The organism is Dielma fastidiosa (assembly GCF_000313565.1).
Taxonomy (GTDB): domain Bacteria; phylum Bacillota_I; class Bacilli_A; order Erysipelotrichales; family Erysipelotrichaceae; genus Dielma; species Dielma fastidiosa.
The window spans coordinates 125,155-144,709 of sequence record NZ_HE578927.1; the positions used below are offsets into that span (position 1 = coordinate 125,155).

20 protein-coding genes and 1 tRNA gene are annotated in these 19,555 nt (G+C 38.8%); all 21 read right to left on the bottom strand.

Translation table 11 applies throughout. From position 1 onward, the window contains the following. The 21 genes from DAHG_RS10450 to DAHG_RS10555 all read right to left on the bottom strand — a co-directional run bounded on the left by DAHG_RS10450 (window position 1) and on the right by DAHG_RS10555 (window position 19,531). A complete protein-coding gene (locus DAHG_RS10450; protein WP_022938300.1) occupies window positions 1-315 on the bottom strand; it encodes a PTS fructose transporter subunit IIB in 315 nt (104 codons plus the stop codon). Further along, a complete protein-coding gene (locus DAHG_RS10455) occupies window positions 316-777 on the bottom strand; it encodes a PTS sugar transporter subunit IIA (protein ID WP_022938301.1) in 462 nt (153 codons plus the stop codon). Continuing rightward, window positions 770-2,713, bottom strand: a complete 1,944-nt coding sequence (locus DAHG_RS10460) for a BglG family transcription antiterminator (protein ID WP_161650521.1) — start codon at window positions 2,711-2,713, stop codon at window positions 770-772. The genes DAHG_RS10455 and DAHG_RS10460 overlap by 8 nt, the downstream gene beginning before the upstream one ends. Next, entirely contained in the window at window positions 2,688-3,320 is a 633-nt protein-coding gene (locus DAHG_RS10465) for a bifunctional 4-hydroxy-2-oxoglutarate aldolase/2-dehydro-3-deoxy-phosphogluconate aldolase (protein ID WP_026880938.1), read from the bottom strand. Before DAHG_RS10465 ends, DAHG_RS10460 begins: the two co-directional genes overlap by 26 nt. 51 nt (window positions 3,321-3,371) lie before the next feature. Then, window positions 3,372-4,427 (bottom strand): mannitol dehydrogenase family protein, encoded by a 1,056-nt coding sequence (locus tag DAHG_RS10470; protein WP_022938304.1) that lies wholly within the window; start codon window positions 4,425-4,427, stop codon window positions 3,372-3,374. Further along, entirely contained in the window at window positions 4,424-5,299 is an 876-nt protein-coding gene (locus tag DAHG_RS10475) for a sugar phosphate isomerase/epimerase family protein (RefSeq protein ID WP_022938305.1), read from the bottom strand. The genes DAHG_RS10470 and DAHG_RS10475 overlap by 4 nt, the downstream gene beginning before the upstream one ends. A gap of 222 nt (window positions 5,300-5,521) precedes the next feature. Continuing rightward, a complete protein-coding gene (locus DAHG_RS10480) occupies window positions 5,522-6,508 on the bottom strand; it encodes a glycosyltransferase family 2 protein (protein ID WP_022938306.1) in 987 nt (328 codons plus the stop codon). 265 nt (window positions 6,509-6,773) lie between these two features. Then, window positions 6,774-6,849 (bottom strand) — tRNA-Glu (locus DAHG_RS10485). 82 nt (window positions 6,850-6,931) lie between these two features. Then, complete coding sequence (locus DAHG_RS10490; protein ID WP_022938307.1) at window positions 6,932-8,575, bottom strand: ABC transporter permease; 1,644 nt, start codon at window positions 8,573-8,575, stop codon at window positions 6,932-6,934. Window position 8,576: 1 nt separating this feature from the next. Beyond that, window positions 8,577-9,653: an ABC transporter ATP-binding protein gene (locus DAHG_RS10495; protein WP_022938308.1), complete on the bottom strand. Its 1,077-nt coding sequence runs from the start codon at window positions 9,651-9,653 to the stop codon at window positions 8,577-8,579. A gap of 15 nt (window positions 9,654-9,668) precedes the next feature. Continuing rightward, a complete protein-coding gene (locus tag DAHG_RS10500) occupies window positions 9,669-10,724 on the bottom strand; it encodes an ABC transporter substrate-binding protein (protein WP_022938309.1) in 1,056 nt (351 codons plus the stop codon). 103 nt (window positions 10,725-10,827) lie between these two features. Further along, a complete protein-coding gene (locus tag DAHG_RS10505; protein WP_022938310.1) occupies window positions 10,828-11,604 on the bottom strand; it encodes a response regulator transcription factor in 777 nt (258 codons plus the stop codon). Next, a complete protein-coding gene (locus DAHG_RS10510; RefSeq protein ID WP_022938311.1) occupies window positions 11,597-13,276 on the bottom strand; it encodes a sensor histidine kinase in 1,680 nt (559 codons plus the stop codon). Before DAHG_RS10510 ends, DAHG_RS10505 begins: the two co-directional genes overlap by 8 nt. Before the next feature lie 83 nt (window positions 13,277-13,359). Then, window positions 13,360-13,896, bottom strand: coding sequence for a hypothetical protein (locus DAHG_RS10515; RefSeq protein WP_022938312.1), 537 nt, complete (start codon window positions 13,894-13,896; stop codon window positions 13,360-13,362). A gap of 97 nt (window positions 13,897-13,993) precedes the next feature. Beyond that, window positions 13,994-14,353, bottom strand: coding sequence for a hypothetical protein (locus tag DAHG_RS10520; RefSeq protein WP_146211895.1), 360 nt, complete (start codon window positions 14,351-14,353; stop codon window positions 13,994-13,996). Window positions 14,354-14,406: 53 nt separating this feature from the next. Beyond that, window positions 14,407-14,628 carry a hypothetical protein gene (locus DAHG_RS10525; RefSeq protein WP_022938314.1) on the bottom strand — a complete coding sequence of 74 codons (222 nt, stop codon included), beginning with the start codon at window positions 14,626-14,628 and terminating at the stop codon, window positions 14,407-14,409. A 15-nt stretch (window positions 14,629-14,643) separates the two neighbouring features. Beyond that, a complete protein-coding gene (locus tag DAHG_RS19365; RefSeq protein WP_022938315.1) occupies window positions 14,644-15,861 on the bottom strand; it encodes a helix-turn-helix transcriptional regulator in 1,218 nt (405 codons plus the stop codon). Between the two features lie 642 nt (window positions 15,862-16,503). Then, on the bottom strand, window positions 16,504-17,223 hold the full coding sequence (locus DAHG_RS10540; protein ID WP_022938317.1) for a GntR family transcriptional regulator: 720 nt from the start codon (window positions 17,221-17,223) through the stop codon (window positions 16,504-16,506). A gap of 150 nt (window positions 17,224-17,373) precedes the next feature. Beyond that, complete coding sequence (locus DAHG_RS10545; RefSeq protein WP_022938318.1) at window positions 17,374-17,793, bottom strand: PTS sugar transporter subunit IIA; 420 nt, start codon at window positions 17,791-17,793, stop codon at window positions 17,374-17,376. After that, window positions 17,790-18,608 carry a BtpA/SgcQ family protein gene (locus DAHG_RS10550; RefSeq protein ID WP_022938319.1) on the bottom strand — a complete coding sequence of 273 codons (819 nt, stop codon included), beginning with the start codon at window positions 18,606-18,608 and terminating at the stop codon, window positions 17,790-17,792. The genes DAHG_RS10545 and DAHG_RS10550 overlap by 4 nt, the downstream gene beginning before the upstream one ends. Next, window positions 18,602-19,531: an IF-2B domain-containing protein gene (locus tag DAHG_RS10555; RefSeq protein ID WP_022938320.1), complete on the bottom strand. Its 930-nt coding sequence runs from the start codon at window positions 19,529-19,531 to the stop codon at window positions 18,602-18,604. The genes DAHG_RS10550 and DAHG_RS10555 overlap by 7 nt, the downstream gene beginning before the upstream one ends. Window positions 19,532-19,555: the final 24 nt, after the last annotated feature.

Consider the following 19,555-nt stretch of genomic DNA (forward strand, 5'->3'; position numbering starts at 1 on the left):
TTATTTTAGTCCATAATGCTCTAATGCTTTATCTAAAATCCGTTCAGGATATGAAATAGCTTCATCAACATTGCCATAATAAACGTTCTTCCCCTCGAAACGTTCTTCCTCCTCAATTTGAATGCTTACTGCTAAAATAATCATATCCGCACGGTCAATGTCCTCTTCACTTAATTCATTTTCAATACCGATACTTCCCTGTGTTTCAATGTGATACTCATACCCGCGTCTTCTGCACTCAGCCTCTAATGACTCCTGTGCCATATAAGTATGAGCAATGCCTGTCGGACAAGCCGTAATACCAACTACAAACATTTAATTCAGCTCCTTTGCGATATCTTCGTTTATTTTTTCTAAATATTGAAATGCTTCATCATTATTTTTACAAGCCAACAGCTTTTCTCTGAATTCCTGCTTCATCAGATTTTTACTGATTTGAGAAATCAGCTTTAAATGAATCACATTTTTTCTGCTCTCCGGTACGCCGATCATAAACAGCAGATCAACTTCCTTTTGTTCATTTCCCCATAATATCGTATGTTTGGGTTTCATAAAGCCGACAAAAGCTTCGCGTACTGTGTCGCTCATACCATGCGGAATAGCTACGCCAAAACCGACAGCGGTAGAAAACTCTTCTTCACGATGATAGATGGCTTTTAAAAAGCTCTCTTCATCCTCTATAACCTGAAGCTGAACCGCCTGATGGACAAGCTTTTCAATCGCTTCACTCTGGCTGTCAACTTCTTCATCTACAAATACAAGTTCTTTTCTAATCATAATATTCCCCTATTCCTAACAGTACCTGAATCGTACGTTGATCAATTTTCTGTCTGAATGCCTCTGCCAGCTCACGGCTTTTAATAAGGCAGTATAAATCATCTAAGATTTTTTTACTGATTGTCAGATCATTTTCCGCGATATTGAAGAAAATAACGAGCTTGACGGTGTGATTTTTCCATTTTTTTGCTGTTTTAAGCAAATAGAAACTGATGATCGTTTTATTAACCAGCTTGATATCACCATGCGGCAGCGCAATCTGATAAATATTATCCGTTGAACCTACGGTTTCCCGGCTCAGCATGGATTGGGCATACCCTTCCTTTACATAACCGGCCTGCTTCAGCAATTCCGCCATGTTCATGATAATTTCTTCCTTGCTTTCAGCTTCACCTTCAATAATAAAATCAGGATGCAGATAGCGCTTTAAGGTGGATAATTTTAATTCACTGCGCTCACTTTTCGGCGGCTGAAGAATCTGCTGCTGATAGAAAGACATGATATTGCGCAGATCCTCATCCGTGATGACCGGTGATACGCGGACGACCGGTTTATGAATATCTTCTACATCAACAGTTGATACGATAAAATCAATGCTGTCTAAATTGCAGCGCAGCGCTTTAGAGGTAGAAGCTGTTTCAATCGCGTTAAAGGCCGGCAGTACCATGCGCAAACGGTTTAAAATCAGTTCTGAGGTTGCGATGCCCTGCGGACAGATCAGCAAGATACGTTTAGTACGCTGCTGAAGATCGATAAAATTTTGGAAATGAATCACCAGAAAACCAACCTCATCCTCACTGATGTGAATATGCAAGGCATCGGCTTCACTTTCCAGTACGACCCAAGTAAGATTAAACAGCATCTCAAATTCTCTTTTAATTTGTTTCAGCAATTCATTTTTAAGCTTTAACCCCTTACGCAGACGAAAGGTCATCGCGTTGAGATGCAGCAGCAGATTATTCCGATATTCCTCATTATCTGAGAATTGAACATAGATCAGCATTTCCATTTTTTGCAGGATCTTTTCAAAGATAACCCGATCAGCTTCCATGATTTTCTCAAAATTATGAATCTGAATGCGGTCTGCAACAAGATATTCCACAAGAAATTGAGCATCGCCTTCACTGAATTCAACATTCAGTTGCTCGGTCAGCGTTGAGAGAAACTGCTTAGCGAGAATTTGATTTGGTAAAAAGCGAATGCGGTCATAGTCAAGCAGATTGTCTTCATCCTGAATATGCCGGCCGGCGGATGCAAAGCTGGCTAATACGATTAACACTGAGGAGATATTAGTCATATAATGTTCAGCGAGATTGATTTTCACATCCTGAATATAATCCGTCACTAAGGCAATTACCGCCTGAATGATTTGCATATCATAAAGTGCGCTGAGATGAGCCAGCTTTTCATGAAAGTCATTGCCGATCAGAAAGCCTTCATTTAATTGAATCAAGGCTTCACAGACACTGCGTTCATTGACCTCACCGCTGAGCGTGATTTCCTTGTGGCTGATATTAAACCGAAGCCCGCTTGAATTTTCCAGCAGCTGATTCATGGCAAGGATATCTTTGCGGATCGAGCTTTCAGATATGAAGAATTCATCACCAAAGGCATCCAGTGATACCTTGTTTTGCTTCAGCAGAATGCGGTAAACCAATTCCATCCGCCGGCTTTCAATGGAGAACAGATCCGTTTCTTCATCCATTTCTTCATTGATGGCTTTCCCCTTGATTACCTCAACCCCCTGACCAGGGCTGCGCAGCAATGTATAACCGCGCTGATTGAGTTCAGGTTCAAGTAAATCAAGATAGGAATAAACCGTTCGCTTTGAAACATTCAGCTGACGGGCATATTGTTCCACCGTGCTTTTTTGCTGCTGACGCAGTAAAATATTCAGCAATTCCTTTTGTTTAGCTGACAGCATGGGTTTCTCCATCAAGCGCCGCTTCAAACCTGCGCAATGATGCAAGCAGTTTTTCATGATCACAGTTTATAATATCCTGTTTCTTAAAAATACCGCCTGCTGAGCCAACGTAATGATAGCCACTGTTTAATACTTCCTGTACATTTTCCGCATTAACACCGCCAACCGCTAATAATGGCAGATCACCCAATGGTTCCATCACCTTTTTCGCATAAGTCCAACTCAGCTCATTGGCTGGGAAAACCTTGACAAGATCGGCACCAAGCTGAAGCTGGGTATAAATTTCATGAGGTGTAAAGGCGGCGGGAATAGCGATTACATCATGAGCGTGGCATGTATCGATCATTGCTTTCGTATAGCCAACCGGTGATAGAACAAATTCTGCACCCGCGGCAATAGCTGCTTTTACTTCATCATGGGTAACGACTGTACCGGCACCGATATGCAGGCAATGCCCGTATTCCTTGGTAATTCTGCTTATGATTTCCAACGCGTTTTCAGTATTTAAGGTTATTTCTACATTCTTTACTTTTGAACTCTGACATAAGGTATCACAGACTGCCTTTACCTGTTCATACGTATAACCTCTTAATATTGATATGACACATCCTTCCATCATCGACCCCTCCTTTCTGATTTCATTGTATCCTTGATCTCTGATTTTGAAAATTTATGCATTTGCAGGAGGCTGCTGCAAAATGAATGATTCATAATAAGCTTTAATTTTTACACATTCCTCATCGGTATAGCTAAACTGATTTAATAATGCGATGCCCTGATGCGTTTCCTCATAGAAATCATAGACACAGGCGGCGGCGATCGTTTCAAGCAGCACATCCCGTCCGCCATCATGCAATAATTGCAGCGGTTTGTATAAACGCTCATCACTTCCCAGCTTGCGGCTGACATTGCGCGCGTTGCGTGAAATGGGATCTTTTAGATAAGGATCAGAAAATTTAATCAGCGCGTTCTTCGCAAATTGCTGCTGTTCTCCTAAAGGCAGCTGAAAATAATCGGCCAGCCGCTGATTCATTTCCGGCAGCAGAATCATCAGCTTTTCATGAATTTGCGCGTCATTAGCCGCCTCAGCGAGCCACTCATAATGTTTCAGATAGCCTAGATAACAAATAACCGCTGACAGACAATTATATGTGTACAGCTTGCGTTTCATTAATGAAGTAAAATCATCAATCCGCGTTATCCCCTTTAAAGGCAAGATCAAGCCGCTGTTTTGAATCGGCAGATAATCCAGATCCTGCGAAATCATATCCAGGCCCTCCGCATTTTCTGTTGTGGTAAATACACCGGCATTCAAAAGCACACAATTATTTGCCGCTGCCTGATCTAAATGAACCAGCAGCTTTTCGCCCGCATTAACAGCATTTTCAAAAAACAGTATGATTAATGGAAATTCACGTTCTTTGATCCATTCATTAAGCTGTACAGCGATGTCGGCATAGTTGGAACAGTCGATAGAAATACATAAAATATCAGCAGTAATGAGTGCTTCATGCGCCTTTTCACTGCCGAAAACACAGCATTCCTCATAGTTAATTGTCAGTGCCGGCCGATCATTGAAAAAATGAATCTGATAACTGTTTTGTTTGTTGAGGGATTGAATCAAGGCTTCATCCTTATCACAAAAGCATAGGTTAACATCATGCAGAAAACGCGGAATAAACCCGCGGCCGCACTTGCCAGCACCAAGAATCATAACCCGCTTCATTGCAGCACCTGGATCAAGAAAGCATAGCTTTCAGCCTCAAGCTGCCACGCGTGGTCACGTTCCTTTTCACGGATTTCCACAGCAACGCTGATTTCACCTGTGAGATAGTGATCCATCAGTTTTTTGATCGCACGGGCACTCTTAAGCGTTAAAAAGCCCTCTTCACAAAAATTCAAATGATGATCACCATAAAGCGGTGATTGTTTATCGAGGATGGCATTCGCAAAGTGTACCCGGACGATATAGGGTGCCAACGCGGCAAAGGATGCTTCAAAATCATCTTCATTTAAAGCCATGTGAGCACTGTCCCAGCATAAACAAACCTGTTTATCCTCTATGGCTGATGCCGGCAGACGATGCATAAAGCTTAAGACTGTCTCAGTGGTGCCAAGAACATTGCATTTATGGGCAAACTGATCTAAGGGTTCAATAATCAGTTTGAATGGATAGGCCTTCATATTGATTTCATCAAGCAGTTCACTCACTGATTTCACAAAAGCGTCAATGCCTTCATTAAGTGTCGTCTCAATGCCGCCGCTGGCAATCCCCAGCCATGTGCATCGGTCAAGTGCCGCAAGCTGCATCATTTCCTTTACTTTTTCCACTGCTGAAAGCCGGTTTGACTCATTGACTGAGGACAAATTCAGACCAGCCCGCGACAGCTCTCCGGTAATCCAAAACGTCAGCTGTTCGGTTTTAAACACTTCATCACAGACAGCTCGTACTGATGCTTCCTTCATGATTCGTGTTTCAATACTCGCATACCGTTTCAGTTCCCCTAAACGCTGATAAAGCTGACACAGATCCTGCTCATTATGAGTCAGCGGATCAAGTATATTAGATACTAATATTGATGGTTGATAAATAGGCATAAGGTTAAACCTCCTTCATAGTTTCATTTTATCAAAGCTGATGCATATAAGCCGATAATCTCTTTCAACAGCCTGTTGAAAAAAAGCTGTTTTAAATTTAGGCATACTCATTCTATCAACTGAGTGATTCATTATCAAATCATCAAGCAAACAAGTTACTGGTAATTCCAACCAAAAAAAGGAGGCTTTTGCCCCCCGGTAGTGTTATTCAAATAAATCAGATTATTGATAATTTCGAACCAGCCGATACATCCGGCGCAGCAGCCATTCGATGGTATACAGCTGATGTTCAAGCAGCCAGCCCTGTAAGCGGACAAAAACTGAAGTATATGCTAAAAGCGGTTTTAATGCCGTTAGATCTTCATTCAGCTTATCCTTCATCCAATCCTTTTTCATTAACCGATAATAAAAGCCTTTGGCATCCAGTATATTCAAATTCATAGCTAAAATACTGCGATAGATTTCAGCAATATCCCTTTCCTTTAAGTGATAGAAAGGAAGCAGTGCATAAACCTCGTGACGCATCTGCTCAACATAAAGAAGACTGTTGCTGCTTAAGGTTCTGGAAAGACTGCTGCCGCCCCAACAATAATGATAATAAGGCTGATTAATTACAAGTATCTGATCAACTGCCAGCAAATAATTCATATTAAACACCAGATCTTCACCGCAATGCAGCTCCTCTTTGAAACGCAGCTGTCTGTCCATGATGATTTGATGTTCATAAAGTTTGTTGCAAGGTGAATTTAACAGACTTTTACGGCTGAATACCGCTAATTCCGTTTTATCACATAGACTTACCGCCTTTTTTTCATCATAGACATGCACATAAGCTTTATTCTCGGTTTCTAAAACATAACCGCACATAACTAAAACCGAAGCCTTGACCTGTGCCATGAGAGCAGCTGTCATTTCCGCATCGATACAATCATCGGAATCAACAAAAAGCAAATAACGTCCGCTGGCCTCTTCAATGCCTTTATTCCGGGCAGCCGATACTCCCCGATGTTCAATTTGGAATAATTGAATGCGCTGATCCTTTTCCATATAGCTTTCACATACCGCTAAAGTCTGATCCGTGCTGCCATCATCAACAATAAGAATTTCAAAATCATGAAATGTCTGAACGAGAATTGAATCCAGACAGCGGCCAATTTTATCTTCACGATTATAAACCGGTATGATAATACTTATAAGTCCGTGATCCATCTGCATTCCTCCTTTACCATTTCAGCAGCTAACAAACAACGACATTATATCAAAGAATTACGATTAAATGCAAAAATACGCCAATTAAGCTATTTTTATTTTGACATTGTTATAATGATAATTCGAATACAGACTCTAAAATGTACTCATTGAAGGACTAGAAACAAGCATTATAGCTTTCTTTTCTTTTATTTTAAGGCATAAATTGGACATTGATAGCACTAAGCATAAAAAAAACGCCTATTTCTAGACGTTTATTAGCATATGGTGACTCGTACGGGGTTCGAACCCGTAAATGCTGCCTTGAGAGGGCAGTGTGTTAACCATTTCACCAACGAGCCGTACATATATTTTACTCCTATTCAGCATCAAATTCAAGAAAAAAAGCTCAACAATTCATAAAAATTGCTGAGCTTTACAATTCTATAATTGAACGCTCTTACCGCCTGAGAACTTATTGAATACCAATAAGGAAATAACTGTCAGTACCGTTAATACGGTTGACAAGGCGGCTGCCACACCATATTGACCGCGGATAACCGACGTATATATAGATACTGTCAGTGTCTGCGTCTTTACAGAATATAGGATAATGGCTGTCGACAATTCAGAAATCATCGTTACCCATGAGAGAATCGCACCAGAGATAATACCGGCAGACATCATCGGCATCGTGATCTTGAAGAAAGTTTTTGCTTTATTGCTGCCTAAGCTTAACGCAGCTTCCTCAATACTCATTGGAATCTGCTGCAATATCGCAACGGAGGATCGAATCGTATAAGGCAGACGCCTGATAACAAGCGCGATAACCATGATCAGCATACCACCGGTAATCGGCCGTTTAAAGGCTGTAATCAACGCGATACCGATAACTGTTCCCGGCACGATATATGGCACCATGGAAATCGTATCAACAATACCGGTCAGCCAGTTGCGGCGGCGTACCGCGATATATGCAATCAATACTGCCAGCAATACGATAATGATCAAAGCGACGATCGGTATAAATAATGTATTCCATACAGATCTGCCTAACGATGATGAGAAGATCTGCTTATACTGATCCAGTGAATAGCCCGGCTGTCTGACCATGCCCTTATAATTCATAAATGAAGTATAAATAACATAGACCTGCGGCATAACCGCGAAACCAACTACAAAATAAGAGTAGAAATGCAGCCAGAAGCTCTTAAAACCATGAACTTCCTTTTCTTCAATCGGATGCAGTGAATTCATTGAGAATGACTTACGGTTAGAAAGCCAGCGCTGACCGAGGAAGAATATTGTAGTAATTAAAATTGCGATAATCGACAAAGCACTTGCGAATGCAGAGTCACCGCCTACCTCAGAAATAAACTCATTGAACAGCAATACCGGGAATGTCAGCCAGCCCTCACCAATCAGCATCGGTGTACCGAAATCAGCGAAAGCCCTCATAAATACAAGCAATGAGGATGCCAGCAGAGTAGGCATAATCAATGGAATAATAATCTTGAAGAAGCGTCTGAAGCCTGTACAGCCCATATTCTCACTGGCCTCGATCAAGGAATTATCAACATTGGATAACGCGCCTTGAACATAGAGGAATACCAACGGATACAGCTGTAAGGTAAATACAAGCAGAATACCGCCGAAACCATAGATATCAGGTAATATAATACCTAAAGGTTTCAGAAGATTTGTGATAACGCCGCTGCGTCCCATCAGCAAAATCCATGAATAAGCACCGATAAATGGCGCTGACATAGAAGCGATGATGATCAGCATCTGCATTACTTTTTTACCTTTAATCTTGTATTGCGTAAAAATATAAGCTAAAGGTGTACCAACGGCAATCGAAGTGAACGTTGCCGCAAAGGAAACCACGAAACTATTTTTTAAAGCATTGGTATAATAAGGTCTTGAAAAGAACTTGGCAAAGTGCTCCATCGTTAAACCAGCAGCCCCAATAACCGCATCCTTAAACATATTCAGCAATGGATAAAGCAGGAAGATTGCATACAGGATCAAAATACCTAAGGTAATTCCGCCCCATAAGTCTAATTTAAACTTGTTGTTATTCTTCATATCATTCACTCAACAAGAGATTTCTTTCGCCATCCGCTGTGAATACGTTGATTTTTTCCTTATTTACACCTAAATACATTTCACTGCCTGGTTCATAATCATCTTCCATCGTACTTTCACGAACGATCTGTGCTTCGTCGCCCGTTTCCAGCTTGATGAAATATTGAGTATTTAAACCAAGATAAACAGAATCATTAACCACAGCTTTAAAGCCGCTGCCCTGTGCCTCATGTGAAAGCACAAACTCTTCCGGACGAATTGATACTTGAACACTTTGATCCGGCAGATCCTTTAAGCGATCCAGTTCAATCGTAAAGCCATTGCTGAAATGAATCACACCTGATTTCAATTCTGCCTTAATCAGATTCGTACGTCCGATAAAGGTTGCTACGAAAACATTAGCCGGACGATGATAGATATTCTTAGGCGTACCTACATGCTGAATAACACCATCTTTCATTACGGCGATGCGATCAGAGATAGCCATAGCTTCCTCCTGATCATGAGTTACATATACTGTTGTAATACCTACTTCACGCTGAATATTACGGATAACCACACGCATTTCCAAACGCAGCTTAGCATCAAGATTACTTAGTGGTTCATCCATCAGCAATACATCAGGTTTAATAACCAATGCACGGGCCAAAGCGACACGCTGCTGCTGACCGCCAGACAGACGTTCCGGCATACGATCCTGATATTCCATGATCTGCATGGCATTTAAGAACTTATCGGTTTCTGTCTTTAAAGTATCCTTGTCAGCTTTACGGTTTTTCAACCCAAATTCAACATTCTGGCGAACGGTTAAATGCGGGAAGATCGCGTAATTTTGGAAAACCATACCAATATTACGCTTGCTTGGATCCATATCATTGATCAGCTTATCATTAAAATAAAAGCTACCGCCCTCAATTGAGTTGAATCCAGCAATCATTCTTAATAACGTTGTTTTACCACACCCTGATGGACCCAGTAAAGTAAATAGTTCACCATCCTTTATATCTAAAGATAAATCTTTAATAATGGTATTATCACCGTACTTTTTGACGGCATCCTTTATTCTAATTTCACTCATACTAAACCCTCTTCTTTACTTAGCTACTGAAGTATAAATATCTTTATATTTTTCAACAATTTCATCCTTATGAGAATTTACATATTCACGGTCTTCTTCAATACGCACGATTTCATCCATCGGTGTCATGAAATCAGCAACTTCAACTTCTTTCAATACCGGACGATTTGTCAATGTTGTACCATAAATATCCTGAACTTCTTTGCTAGTGATGAAGTCAACGAATAATTGAGCATTTTCCATATTCTTAGCATTCTTGATGATACCTGTTGTAGCTGGCAGATAAACTGAACCTTCTACCGGATAAACAATCTTAACAGGCGCACCGTCGCGAACTAATGTAGCAGCTGGATCTTCATAAGTTAAAGCAACAACCATTTCACCATCTGCGACTGATTTATAAACTGCACTTGAACCTGATGAAATCTTACCATCAATGTTTGTGAATAATTCTTTTACATAATTCCAAGCGCCTTCATCTTCATAGCCGCCCATTGCTAATAACATATTGGTTAATTGCGCAAATGCAGAAGAAGAGCTGGCTGGATCTGCTGTCGCGATCTTACCTTTTAATTCAGGATTTAATAAATCAGCATAGCCTTCAATCTTGATGTCACCGATTAATTCAGTATTTACTAATAAGCATGAACCATCAAGCACATAGCTTGTTGTATAACCAGTCTCATTGGCATAGTCAGGAATGATTAAGCCCTCATTTTTAGACGTATAGTTTTCAAACAAATCAGCGTTTTGGATATATTGTGAATGCGCGCCGCCGAACAGAATATCCGCATATGGATCATCTTTTTCTGATTGCAGACGTTTAATCAATTCACCTGTACCTGCCTGAATCAATTCAACTTTGATATTGTATTTTTCTTCAAATAATGGAATAGTTGCATTAATCAGACCTTCTGAGTTTGGTGAGTAAACAACTAATTTACCGCCCGTTTCACTCGGTGTATCCTTATTTCCATCATCCTTTGGTGTATCATTGCCACCATTTGAAGAACATGCACCTAACGTAAGTGCCATTAACATACTTGTAAGCAATATAGTCAATTTTTTCATATTTGCCTACCTCCTTATATTCTTATTATATTAATTGTGATAACGCTTTCATATCCTAAAAAAAGACAAAAAAGGGTATTATTCACAACTAATACCCCATTTTTTACTTAAGTGCCTTCATAAATTCCTTGGGTGAACAGCCGATATATTTCTTAAATACAATTGTGAAATATTTATAATCTTTAAAACCGCAGTCAGTCGCAATATCATAGACATAACGGCTTTCATCCTGCATCGCATCAATCGCCTTCTGAATCCGCACCTTATTGAGATAATCATTAAAGGTTGTCCCGCAGCCATCCTTAAAACGCTTATTCAATAATGTCTCAGAATAGCTGAATACCTCACTGAGTTCTTTCATCGTAATCTTATTCATATAGTTTTCCTGAATGTATTCTACCATCCGGTTAACCAGATCATCACTGCTGTCCAGCTGGACCTTTACATCAAGTACCTGAATCGAACGAATGGCTTCCTTGCTTTCAACCTGATGCTGATAATGCAAACGCATCTTCAGCTGTTCAATCGCATGCTGAATCGCTTTATCCATCTCATCCTGTTCAACAGGCTTGAGCAGATACTCGCTGACACCGTAACGAATTGCCTTCTGCGCATAATTGAAATCATTATACCCGGTCAGAATGATCACGCTGTAATCAAATTCCTCATAAGTTGCATCAATCATTGCCAAGCCGCTGATAATCGGCATATTGATGTCAGTAATAACAATGTCCGGCTTCAATTCCTTGATTTTCTCAATGCCGTCTTCACCATTATCCGCTTCACCGGCGACAACACAGCCATTCTTTTCCCAATCGGTACTGAAAATAATCCCCTTGCGGATCAAATATTCATCTTCACATATTAATACCTTATACATTGTGATCATCTCCCCTGATTTGTATTCTAAGACTCACTCGGGTATACTTGCCGACCTCACTTTCTACAATTAAGGTGCTCTTTTCACCATAAGATAAATAGAGACGGCGGGCAATATTAAATAAGCCATAATGAGTGGTTTCATTCTTATCTGAACGCAGACGCTGATTTAAAGCCTGTACTTCCGCTGGACTCATACCGGCGCCGTTATCCTCAACAACCAGCAGCATGCCGTCCTCATCAACACTGCCATGAATCGTAATCAGCAGCTTTTTCGCATGCGCAAAACCATATTTAATACTGTTTTCAAGGATTGGCTGAAGCAAAAGCTTAGGTACAACCACCTCGCCGCATGAATCATCTACATTGATTTCATACTCAAAACGATCATTGAAACGATATTTCTGAATCTTCAAAAACATATATGTGTATTTTAAATCTTCACTGAAATAAACCTGATCTAAATCATTATTTATACTATAACGCAAAAGCGCTGTCATCTGAATGATTAAATCTGATGCGATGCGCTGATCCATCAGAATCGAATAACGGATCGTATCCAATGTATTATAGAGGAAATGCGGATTGAACTGAGCCTCAAGCTGTTTAATTTCCGACTGACGGCGGATATCCGCTAATTCACTGTTTTTCACATGCAAGGCATTAATCTCATCCACCATGGAATTAATATTCTCAGCTATCAGAATAAACTCATCCTCGCCTTCCAGCTTTACATGATGATGGACATCACTTTTAATCTTATCAATCTCACTGATCAGCTGATTGATTGCCACCGTATTCGACTTAGCAATCTGATTGGCAAACCGTTTCGCAATCAGAAACAATGTAATTCCCAAAAGCAGGATAATCAATATACCGATCCAAAGCTGTTCAAGCTGATTTTCCAAGCCGCTGAACGTAAAAATCGTAATATCATAAGCCTTTAGATAGCGATGATTAACGATATATTCACGGCCGTTATTCGTATAATGAGTCAGCGAAGAATCAAGCTTAAAGCGATTGTAATTTTGAATAAAGCTCTTTTGTGAGCAGGCGATGATATTGCCGAAGCGATCTGTAATCACACCGTCCACCTGTTCGCGGGTAATCGCGTAATTCCAGTCAGCGCCATCCATCAGAATAAAGAGATAACCGCTGATTTCAGTATTTTCCATGATTGGATAACACATGAGAAAACGCGAATAGGTTTCACCGCGGCTGTATACCGCTGATACGATTTCTTCAGGCAAAGCCTTATCAATGACAATCCCGAGAAAACTCATAAAATGTTTGTTAAAGGCATCGGCGGGCATGGTAGAAAGCACTGGCTGGCGGTCTGAATTCAGTAAAATCAAATCCGCCTTAATTTCAAATTCAGAAGTCATCTGATAGAAATTATAAACAATATCCTGTTCCTTCTTGGTACCGTCAAGCACAGCCTGATAATCAAGTGTATTATTCGCAGAATAAAGATACTTGGCATAATCATGATAAGTCTTTGTGAACAAACTGCTTAAGGATTCGCTGAAAAGATCAGCTTTGCGCTGATTGAGTGAATAGGAATAAATGAAAAGTGAACCGGCAAAGGCCACAATTGCGATTAAAATCAGCAAAATAATTGATTTAAAAATATTATGCTGTAATTTTGCTCTAAAGCTTGTCTGTTTCTTCATAATCTTATTATACCTTTTTTATAAGCTATGTAAAATATACTTAAACATAAAATAAGACTGACAGCTGTCAGCCCTGTTCATTATTAACTTTCTAATTGAAATTGTTCAACCAGCTTTCTTGACCGATTGAAAGCAATTAAATATAAAACCGCAAATACTAAAGATACGATGATACAGATCAGTGACAGGATTGGAATAAAGAGTACAAGATAAGTCAATATTGTAAACATTGCCCGTACCTTCCACATATACATTAACCGTTCAGCCGCTAAATCTGTTTGGCGGTTTGTTTCCATTTCCTTAATACCATAGGTAATCATGTAAGTGCTGTAAAGATTGCCAGCTACGATAAGGCCATTGATTATCATCACTAATATCACACTGTTTGTATCGCCAAAGCCTAAAAAATCAGCGATATAAAACAGCAGTGAAATGATAGTCATGACGATTAAAGCCGGCTTTGCTTTCACAAAGCATTCACTTTCGCCGCGCAGTTCAGCAACCCCTGACAGCATCAGCAGATAGCCGACAAAATCAGGAATCAGTCCCAATTTGGAACTGCCAAAAGTTAAAGTAAAATTAAAAAATACAAACAGCATGCCCCAGAATATTTTTTTCATGTTCATCAACCTCGCATAATAATTATAAATTAATTATTAAATACCCACAAGAGATATTAAAGTTCATATTTTATCTGTAAGCATTACAATTTGTGAACTATGGAGCGGCTTCCAAGTCGATTCCCAGCTGGATGCCGTACATCAGAAACTTGCCGTTCACATATATCTCCTGATAGAAGATTTCCGCATCCACGTAATAATATCCTACTATTTCTCTAGGTGTAGCGCTATTGGTGGAATAGACGATGACCACATGACCGGCCGTTGGGTGAGTGAATTTATATTTTATTCTTTCAAAAGCATAGACTGTTCCATCGTCCAATTTTCTGGCACCGTGTACATGTTCACTTGGCAAATCCACAAGCTGCGCTTCCATTTCTTCTCTGGTTAGTATTTCAAAGCTGGCCAGAAACTGTTCGTGTGCATATTTTCTAACGCCGATAACGAGCAGTATCATGATCAGCAAAACTGCCAATATAGCACATAGCCGCCGGATTTTCTTTTTCATGGCTATTTCCGATTGAAGAAGGCTTCTAAATGCGAAATAATTCCACAGCCAATCACAAACCATAAATCGCTTGGCTCAAAAAACGTAAAAATTAATATCAGTACAATGCCATCCACAACTGCCAGCAAAATTAAGTTTGCTTTTTTTGAAAGTTTCAGCATACAGCTTATAAATAATACAATAATATAAATGTCTTTAAGAAAACTATAAAAATATCGGTTCATGATATCCCTCCTTAATTAAACTTTGGCTTTTATTTTTAGATAATAAATTAATTCTTTTGTTTCATTACTTTTTTCTAAAATCTCAATTAAAATAGTAAGATAAAAATCTAAAACACCGGCCTTCTTCTCTATTAAAAATTGTTCATAAACCTTTTTAGCTTGATCAAGTGTTCTCTTTCTTGGATGTTCATTACGGTCTTTAACTAAATAACTAAATAATATAAATCTGTCCCGATAAATTTTGTCCTTTTCTAATTGCTTATTATTCAATATTACTTTATATGCACTTTTATAATCTTCTAATTTATATAAACACCATATTTTATATAATATAGCATTACCATTTTTAGGACTTAATTTCTCTGCTTCTTTTATTAATTTAATAGCAGCTTCATGATCTCTCATTAAAATATTAACCCATGCCATATTTCTAAATATTATTGCTTTAATATTTCGTTCTTCTTTAGTGTCTTTTAAAGCTTTTAACCATTCATTCAATTTATTTAAAGCAAGATCATATCTTCCTAACCTTATATATATATTACCGATTTGTAAATCACATTTACCTGAGCGTAAGTATGAATAATATTTATCAAATATATATTTTGCTTTTACTAAGTAATCATAAGCTTCAAAATATTGCTCACAGCTGTGAGCAATGATTCCATAATGGTAATAAATCATACCCATATTTTTCTCGTCATTAGCAATTATTAATGCTTCTTTAAGCAGCTTCATTGCTGAATCATACTGCTTCATAGAATGCTTTCTTACTGCTCTATATTCGATAAACAATTGAAAATCTATCATACTATGATTAATTGTTGCTTCAATTTCATTCTCAAGTTTGATCACATCATCATAATTAGCTAAAACATTAACTATATATTCAATTAGGAGTATTTTATAGTAATTACTACTAATAACATATCTTTCTCTATTGCTTTCAATCAAATCCAAATAATAATTATTATTATTTCTCAAATAGAATATAGATTCCTTAAACTCAGCCATTAACGCATTTATTTCATCGTCAATAATATCTGTATTAGAAAAATCCACCATTAATACATTTTCTATTTTATTTATGTTTTGTGCAGTAGGTTTTTCTGTACCACGTTCAAATTTACTAAGACGCACAAATGATATACCAGTTGCTTCACTTACAGCTTGTAGTGAATAACCCTTATATTTTCGGCAATTTTTAATTTGATAACCAATAGTATTTCTCATAAACATTTATAGATTAATAGCCATATATTTCATCATCAAATAACTGAATATGATGATGAGTACAATTTGCACCCTTTTCCCCACAATAATCTGTATGAATATGTGCACAATTTTCAACAACACAGAATAATGATAATAAGCACGTAAGTAATAAGCAATAAAGTTTTTTCATAACATTAGTTCTCCCGTTTCTATAATTTTTAAACAAAATAAAAATAATGTCAATAGAGCATTTAGCGATAATTCTAACATAAATCGTCAATTATTTTTAATATACACGATTTCCTTCTTTTATAATCACAGTATGATAATAGTCAGGATTTATATAAGAGTTAACATATGTCCACTCTTATTTATTAAAAAATTTTGAATTTAATCTGATTTTATCTATATAAAATTTAATTTTTTATTTTAATAATTAAAATATGGCAAATGATATTCGTTGTAGCGCTTAGTAAAACTTATATCATAGCTTAAATTATTATCATAATGCAAAAATAATATCTTCAAATTTTACGTAAAAATTCTTTATTAAATAAAATAGATTGATTTTTTTCTTTATCACGCAAAAAAAGATTGACACTATTATTCTTTCAATAATGCCAATCTTTCTAATTTAAGTATCAATTTTAAATTCATTAACTACCGATGCAGCCGCACTACATACTTATAGCCGTTTGCCTTGTAGTAATTCTTTGAGTATTCAATCGGTATATTCATATTATTATAAGTAATTCGTTCACGGTAAAAAATCGGCTCATCTTTATCCAAAAACATATCCTTGCGGATAGCGGGTGTTGACATGATTGCCTCAATCGTTTCTGAAGCCGATCCTAATTTTACCCCGCAGCTTTCATAAAAATCATAAAGAGAAGTTGTCGCACCGAATTTTTCAGTATCAATCACAAAACCCAAGCGCTGAGTGATATATGTTTCAAAGATACCAGATATGCGGCCATTCAATAATTTTAAACGCTTTAAATAATAAACATCTTCATTTGGTTCAATTTGTAGAAAACCAGCTACGGAAACCGAAGCCTGCTGCACCTCACATTTTAAAATAATACTTGACGGTACATCACCGCCGCGTTTCGCATCTTCAGAGAAACCGGTCAGCTCATACAAGTCAGAGTATTTTTTCTTGGGCAGAACCACGGCACCCTTTCCCTTGATTTTCTTGATATAACCATCATGTTCCATATCCGTCAGCGCCCGGCGTACCGTAATGCGGCTGACTTTATAAATATCCTGTAATTCTGATTCTGAAGGCAAATAACTTCCAACTCCATAGGTGGAGTCCTCAATTTTTTTAATTAATTCTTCATAAATTACCATATATAATGGTATCGTTTTATTTTCCATGATATTCCCTTCACCTCTCTATTATTTTAAAGGATACGTTCCCTTAATTCAACCAATCATTCGCCTTTCATGCCGATATTTTAGCTATTTAAGCGAGTTTTCGATGAAGTGATCATAATTCATAAAGAAAAACGGGTAATTAAATACCCGTTATGCTTCTTCTGCCATTGCCTTGGCGTCAATCACCTGCATGCTTTCCTTTACACTGTCCAGCGCGTTGCTGAGGAACGCTTTAATATCATCGCCATCAAAATATTCTCGGCTGGTCAATATTTCCAGCAATAACGGCAGATTGGCACCGGTAAGCACATAACCGCCATGCTCCGCAGTATATTTTAATGATGCGTTAAAAGGCGTTGCCGCAAACATATCAACGAGGATGCAGAAAGGCATCTTCTGATCAATATAAAGCTGGGCGGCAGCAGCAATTTTCTCACTTAATTCATCAACATCATCACCATTCATGAAGCAGAAACTGTCAAAACAGCTTTGTTCACCGGCAATCATCTCTACCGCATTTCGCAGTCCCTTTGCAAAATCAGAATGCGTACATAAAATTACTCCAATCATAAGTTATCCTCTCTGTGTTCTTCACGCCATTGCTGGGCTTTTTTACAGCCATCAAGAAATTGTTTAGCCCTTGCTGGATCAATTGGATTGCGCATATCGCCATTTTTGATCCAGGTTGCAACCGAAACACCATCATAATATTTCAGCAATTCAAATACATTTTCTCCGGTCGCACCGCCGCCTAAGAAGATCGGCACATCCGGCAGGGTCTTGCGTGTTTCTTTGATTAACGAAAGACTTTCCTCACTATCCTTGCCGCTCATGAATAGGCCGTCCGCAAAGGCACTCTTAATTGTTGTTTTCGCAGCTTTTGGTTTTGGATCAGGACAGAGATAATTGGCATTAACCTCCTGAACATCAGCATAAACCGGTATCGATGATCCGATGCGCTTCTTAAAGGTTAAAATATCCGCGCATTGACCAAACATAAAGCCGCTTAAATCAATACTTACACCCGTATACAAATGCTCGACACGGACAAAATCAGCCTTCGTGGCTTCCGCAACCGCCAATGAAGCGATGCCGTCCCAATTAATCAGAATGCCTAAAACCTTATCCGGGAATTGCTCTTTCAGCTTGTTACCTAAAACACTCATAAAAGCGATGGTTTCGGTGCGGGCATGCTGGGCGATCGGGCCGTCGTGCATGTTTTGAAGGATAAAACCATCAAAGCCTAATTCCGCAATCATACTGGCTTCCGCTAAAACTGTATCGATGATGCTGTCAAAGGACTGTCCATCATTCAAATAACTGCCCGGCATTGCCGGCGGCTGAATCATCACCAGAGCCAGTGGGAATTTTTTCTTATCTAACATGGCATCTCCTCCTTACAAATCATGGAAAACAGGTCACTGGTTTTCAGTATTCCCTTTTCGCATACATATGCTGTAATACATTCAGGGCGTACACCGACAAGTTCTATTGACTCAAAGGCAACCCGTTCTTTTAATTCTTCAGGCCACTGCGCCGCTAGTTCATTTTTCAGATCCTTGGTCAGCACTTCTTTATAAATGCCGTAGCGAGCACGGATATCCCCCTTGATCAGCGGTGTCAGCACATAATAAGGCACGTGTCTTAGCATACATAATTCAGCTAAAATATCAGAACCAATCGTATTAAATGCCGTACCGTCAGGATAGAAGGTTTCTGCGCCGATAAAGACAGCATCTACCTTATCCAATACTGACAGCATGGAAGCATCAGGAATAAAATGTACCGTATGACCAGACTCAACGATTCCCTTAACAAAAGGATAACCGCCATTGATCACCCTGCTTTCAGGGATATAAACAACCAGTTTCTGATCCGCCTGACAGACAGCTTTTTCTACTGTACTTGAGTAATCAAAAATCATAATGCATGACATCTTTGCCATTAAGCGCTGGGTATACGTAAGCAGCTTCTTCAAATCTTCTTCAGCCTCATTAAAATAGGCATCCCTGGCCGCTTTTACCCGCATTTCATAGGCAGTGCTGCCCGCTTCTATCTTCGCTTCAATCTTCGCCAGTGCCAAAACGATCGCATAGCTGGACTTGCCGCGGGTTTCCTTAAAGAAATCACCGACGATCCTGATTTTTTCACTGGCTATGACTTCATCATTCTCAGCAGCGATATCCACATACATCGCGGATATCATTTTAATGTGATTGCTGGCACCTAATGAGCGGCCCTCTACAATATCATCAAAAGCCTTTAAACAGCTTTTGGGAAGCAGTTCTCTAACCTCATTCTTCTCCATATATTTCTCCTTGATTCATGATTA

What these genes read in the sequence shown, in the direction of transcription:
- DAHG_RS10450 (WP_022938300.1), bottom strand. Translation starts at nt 315, where the DNA reads ATGTTTGTAGTTGGTATTACGGCTTGTCCGACAGGCATTGCTCATACT.
- DAHG_RS10455 (WP_022938301.1), bottom strand. Translation starts at nt 777, where the DNA reads ATGATTAGAAAAGAACTTGTATTTGTAGATGAAGAAGTTGACAGCCAG.
- DAHG_RS10460 (WP_161650521.1), bottom strand. Translation starts at nt 2,713, where the DNA reads ATGGAGAAACCCATGCTGTCAGCTAAACAAAAGGAATTGCTGAATATT.
- DAHG_RS10465 (WP_026880938.1), bottom strand. Translation starts at nt 3,320, where the DNA reads ATGATGGAAGGATGTGTCATATCAATATTAAGAGGTTATACGTATGAA.
- DAHG_RS10470 (WP_022938304.1), bottom strand. Translation starts at nt 4,427, where the DNA reads ATGAAGCGGGTTATGATTCTTGGTGCTGGCAAGTGCGGCCGCGGGTTT.
- DAHG_RS10475 (WP_022938305.1), bottom strand. Translation starts at nt 5,299, where the DNA reads ATGCCTATTTATCAACCATCAATATTAGTATCTAATATACTTGATCCG.
- DAHG_RS10480 (WP_022938306.1), bottom strand. Translation starts at nt 6,508, where the DNA reads ATGGATCACGGACTTATAAGTATTATCATACCGGTTTATAATCGTGAA.
- DAHG_RS10490 (WP_022938307.1), bottom strand. Translation starts at nt 8,575, where the DNA reads ATGAAGAATAACAACAAGTTTAAATTAGACTTATGGGGCGGAATTACC.
- DAHG_RS10495 (WP_022938308.1), bottom strand. Translation starts at nt 9,653, where the DNA reads ATGAGTGAAATTAGAATAAAGGATGCCGTCAAAAAGTACGGTGATAAT.
- DAHG_RS10500 (WP_022938309.1), bottom strand. Translation starts at nt 10,724, where the DNA reads ATGAAAAAATTGACTATATTGCTTACAAGTATGTTAATGGCACTTACG.
- DAHG_RS10505 (WP_022938310.1), bottom strand. Translation starts at nt 11,604, where the DNA reads ATGTATAAGGTATTAATATGTGAAGATGAATATTTGATCCGCAAGGGG.
- DAHG_RS10510 (WP_022938311.1), bottom strand. Translation starts at nt 13,276, where the DNA reads ATGAAGAAACAGACAAGCTTTAGAGCAAAATTACAGCATAATATTTTT.
- DAHG_RS10515 (WP_022938312.1), bottom strand. Translation starts at nt 13,896, where the DNA reads ATGAAAAAAATATTCTGGGGCATGCTGTTTGTATTTTTTAATTTTACT.
- DAHG_RS10520 (WP_146211895.1), bottom strand. Translation starts at nt 14,353, where the DNA reads ATGATACTGCTCGTTATCGGCGTTAGAAAATATGCACACGAACAGTTT.
- DAHG_RS10525 (WP_022938314.1), bottom strand. Translation starts at nt 14,628, where the DNA reads ATGAACCGATATTTTTATAGTTTTCTTAAAGACATTTATATTATTGTA.
- DAHG_RS19365 (WP_022938315.1), bottom strand. Translation starts at nt 15,861, where the DNA reads ATGAGAAATACTATTGGTTATCAAATTAAAAATTGCCGAAAATATAAG.
- DAHG_RS10540 (WP_022938317.1), bottom strand. Translation starts at nt 17,223, where the DNA reads ATGGAAAATAAAACGATACCATTATATATGGTAATTTATGAAGAATTA.
- DAHG_RS10545 (WP_022938318.1), bottom strand. Translation starts at nt 17,793, where the DNA reads ATGATTGGAGTAATTTTATGTACGCATTCTGATTTTGCAAAGGGACTG.
- DAHG_RS10550 (WP_022938319.1), bottom strand. Translation starts at nt 18,608, where the DNA reads ATGTTAGATAAGAAAAAATTCCCACTGGCTCTGGTGATGATTCAGCCG.
- DAHG_RS10555 (WP_022938320.1), bottom strand. Translation starts at nt 19,531, where the DNA reads ATGGAGAAGAATGAGGTTAGAGAACTGCTTCCCAAAAGCTGTTTAAAG.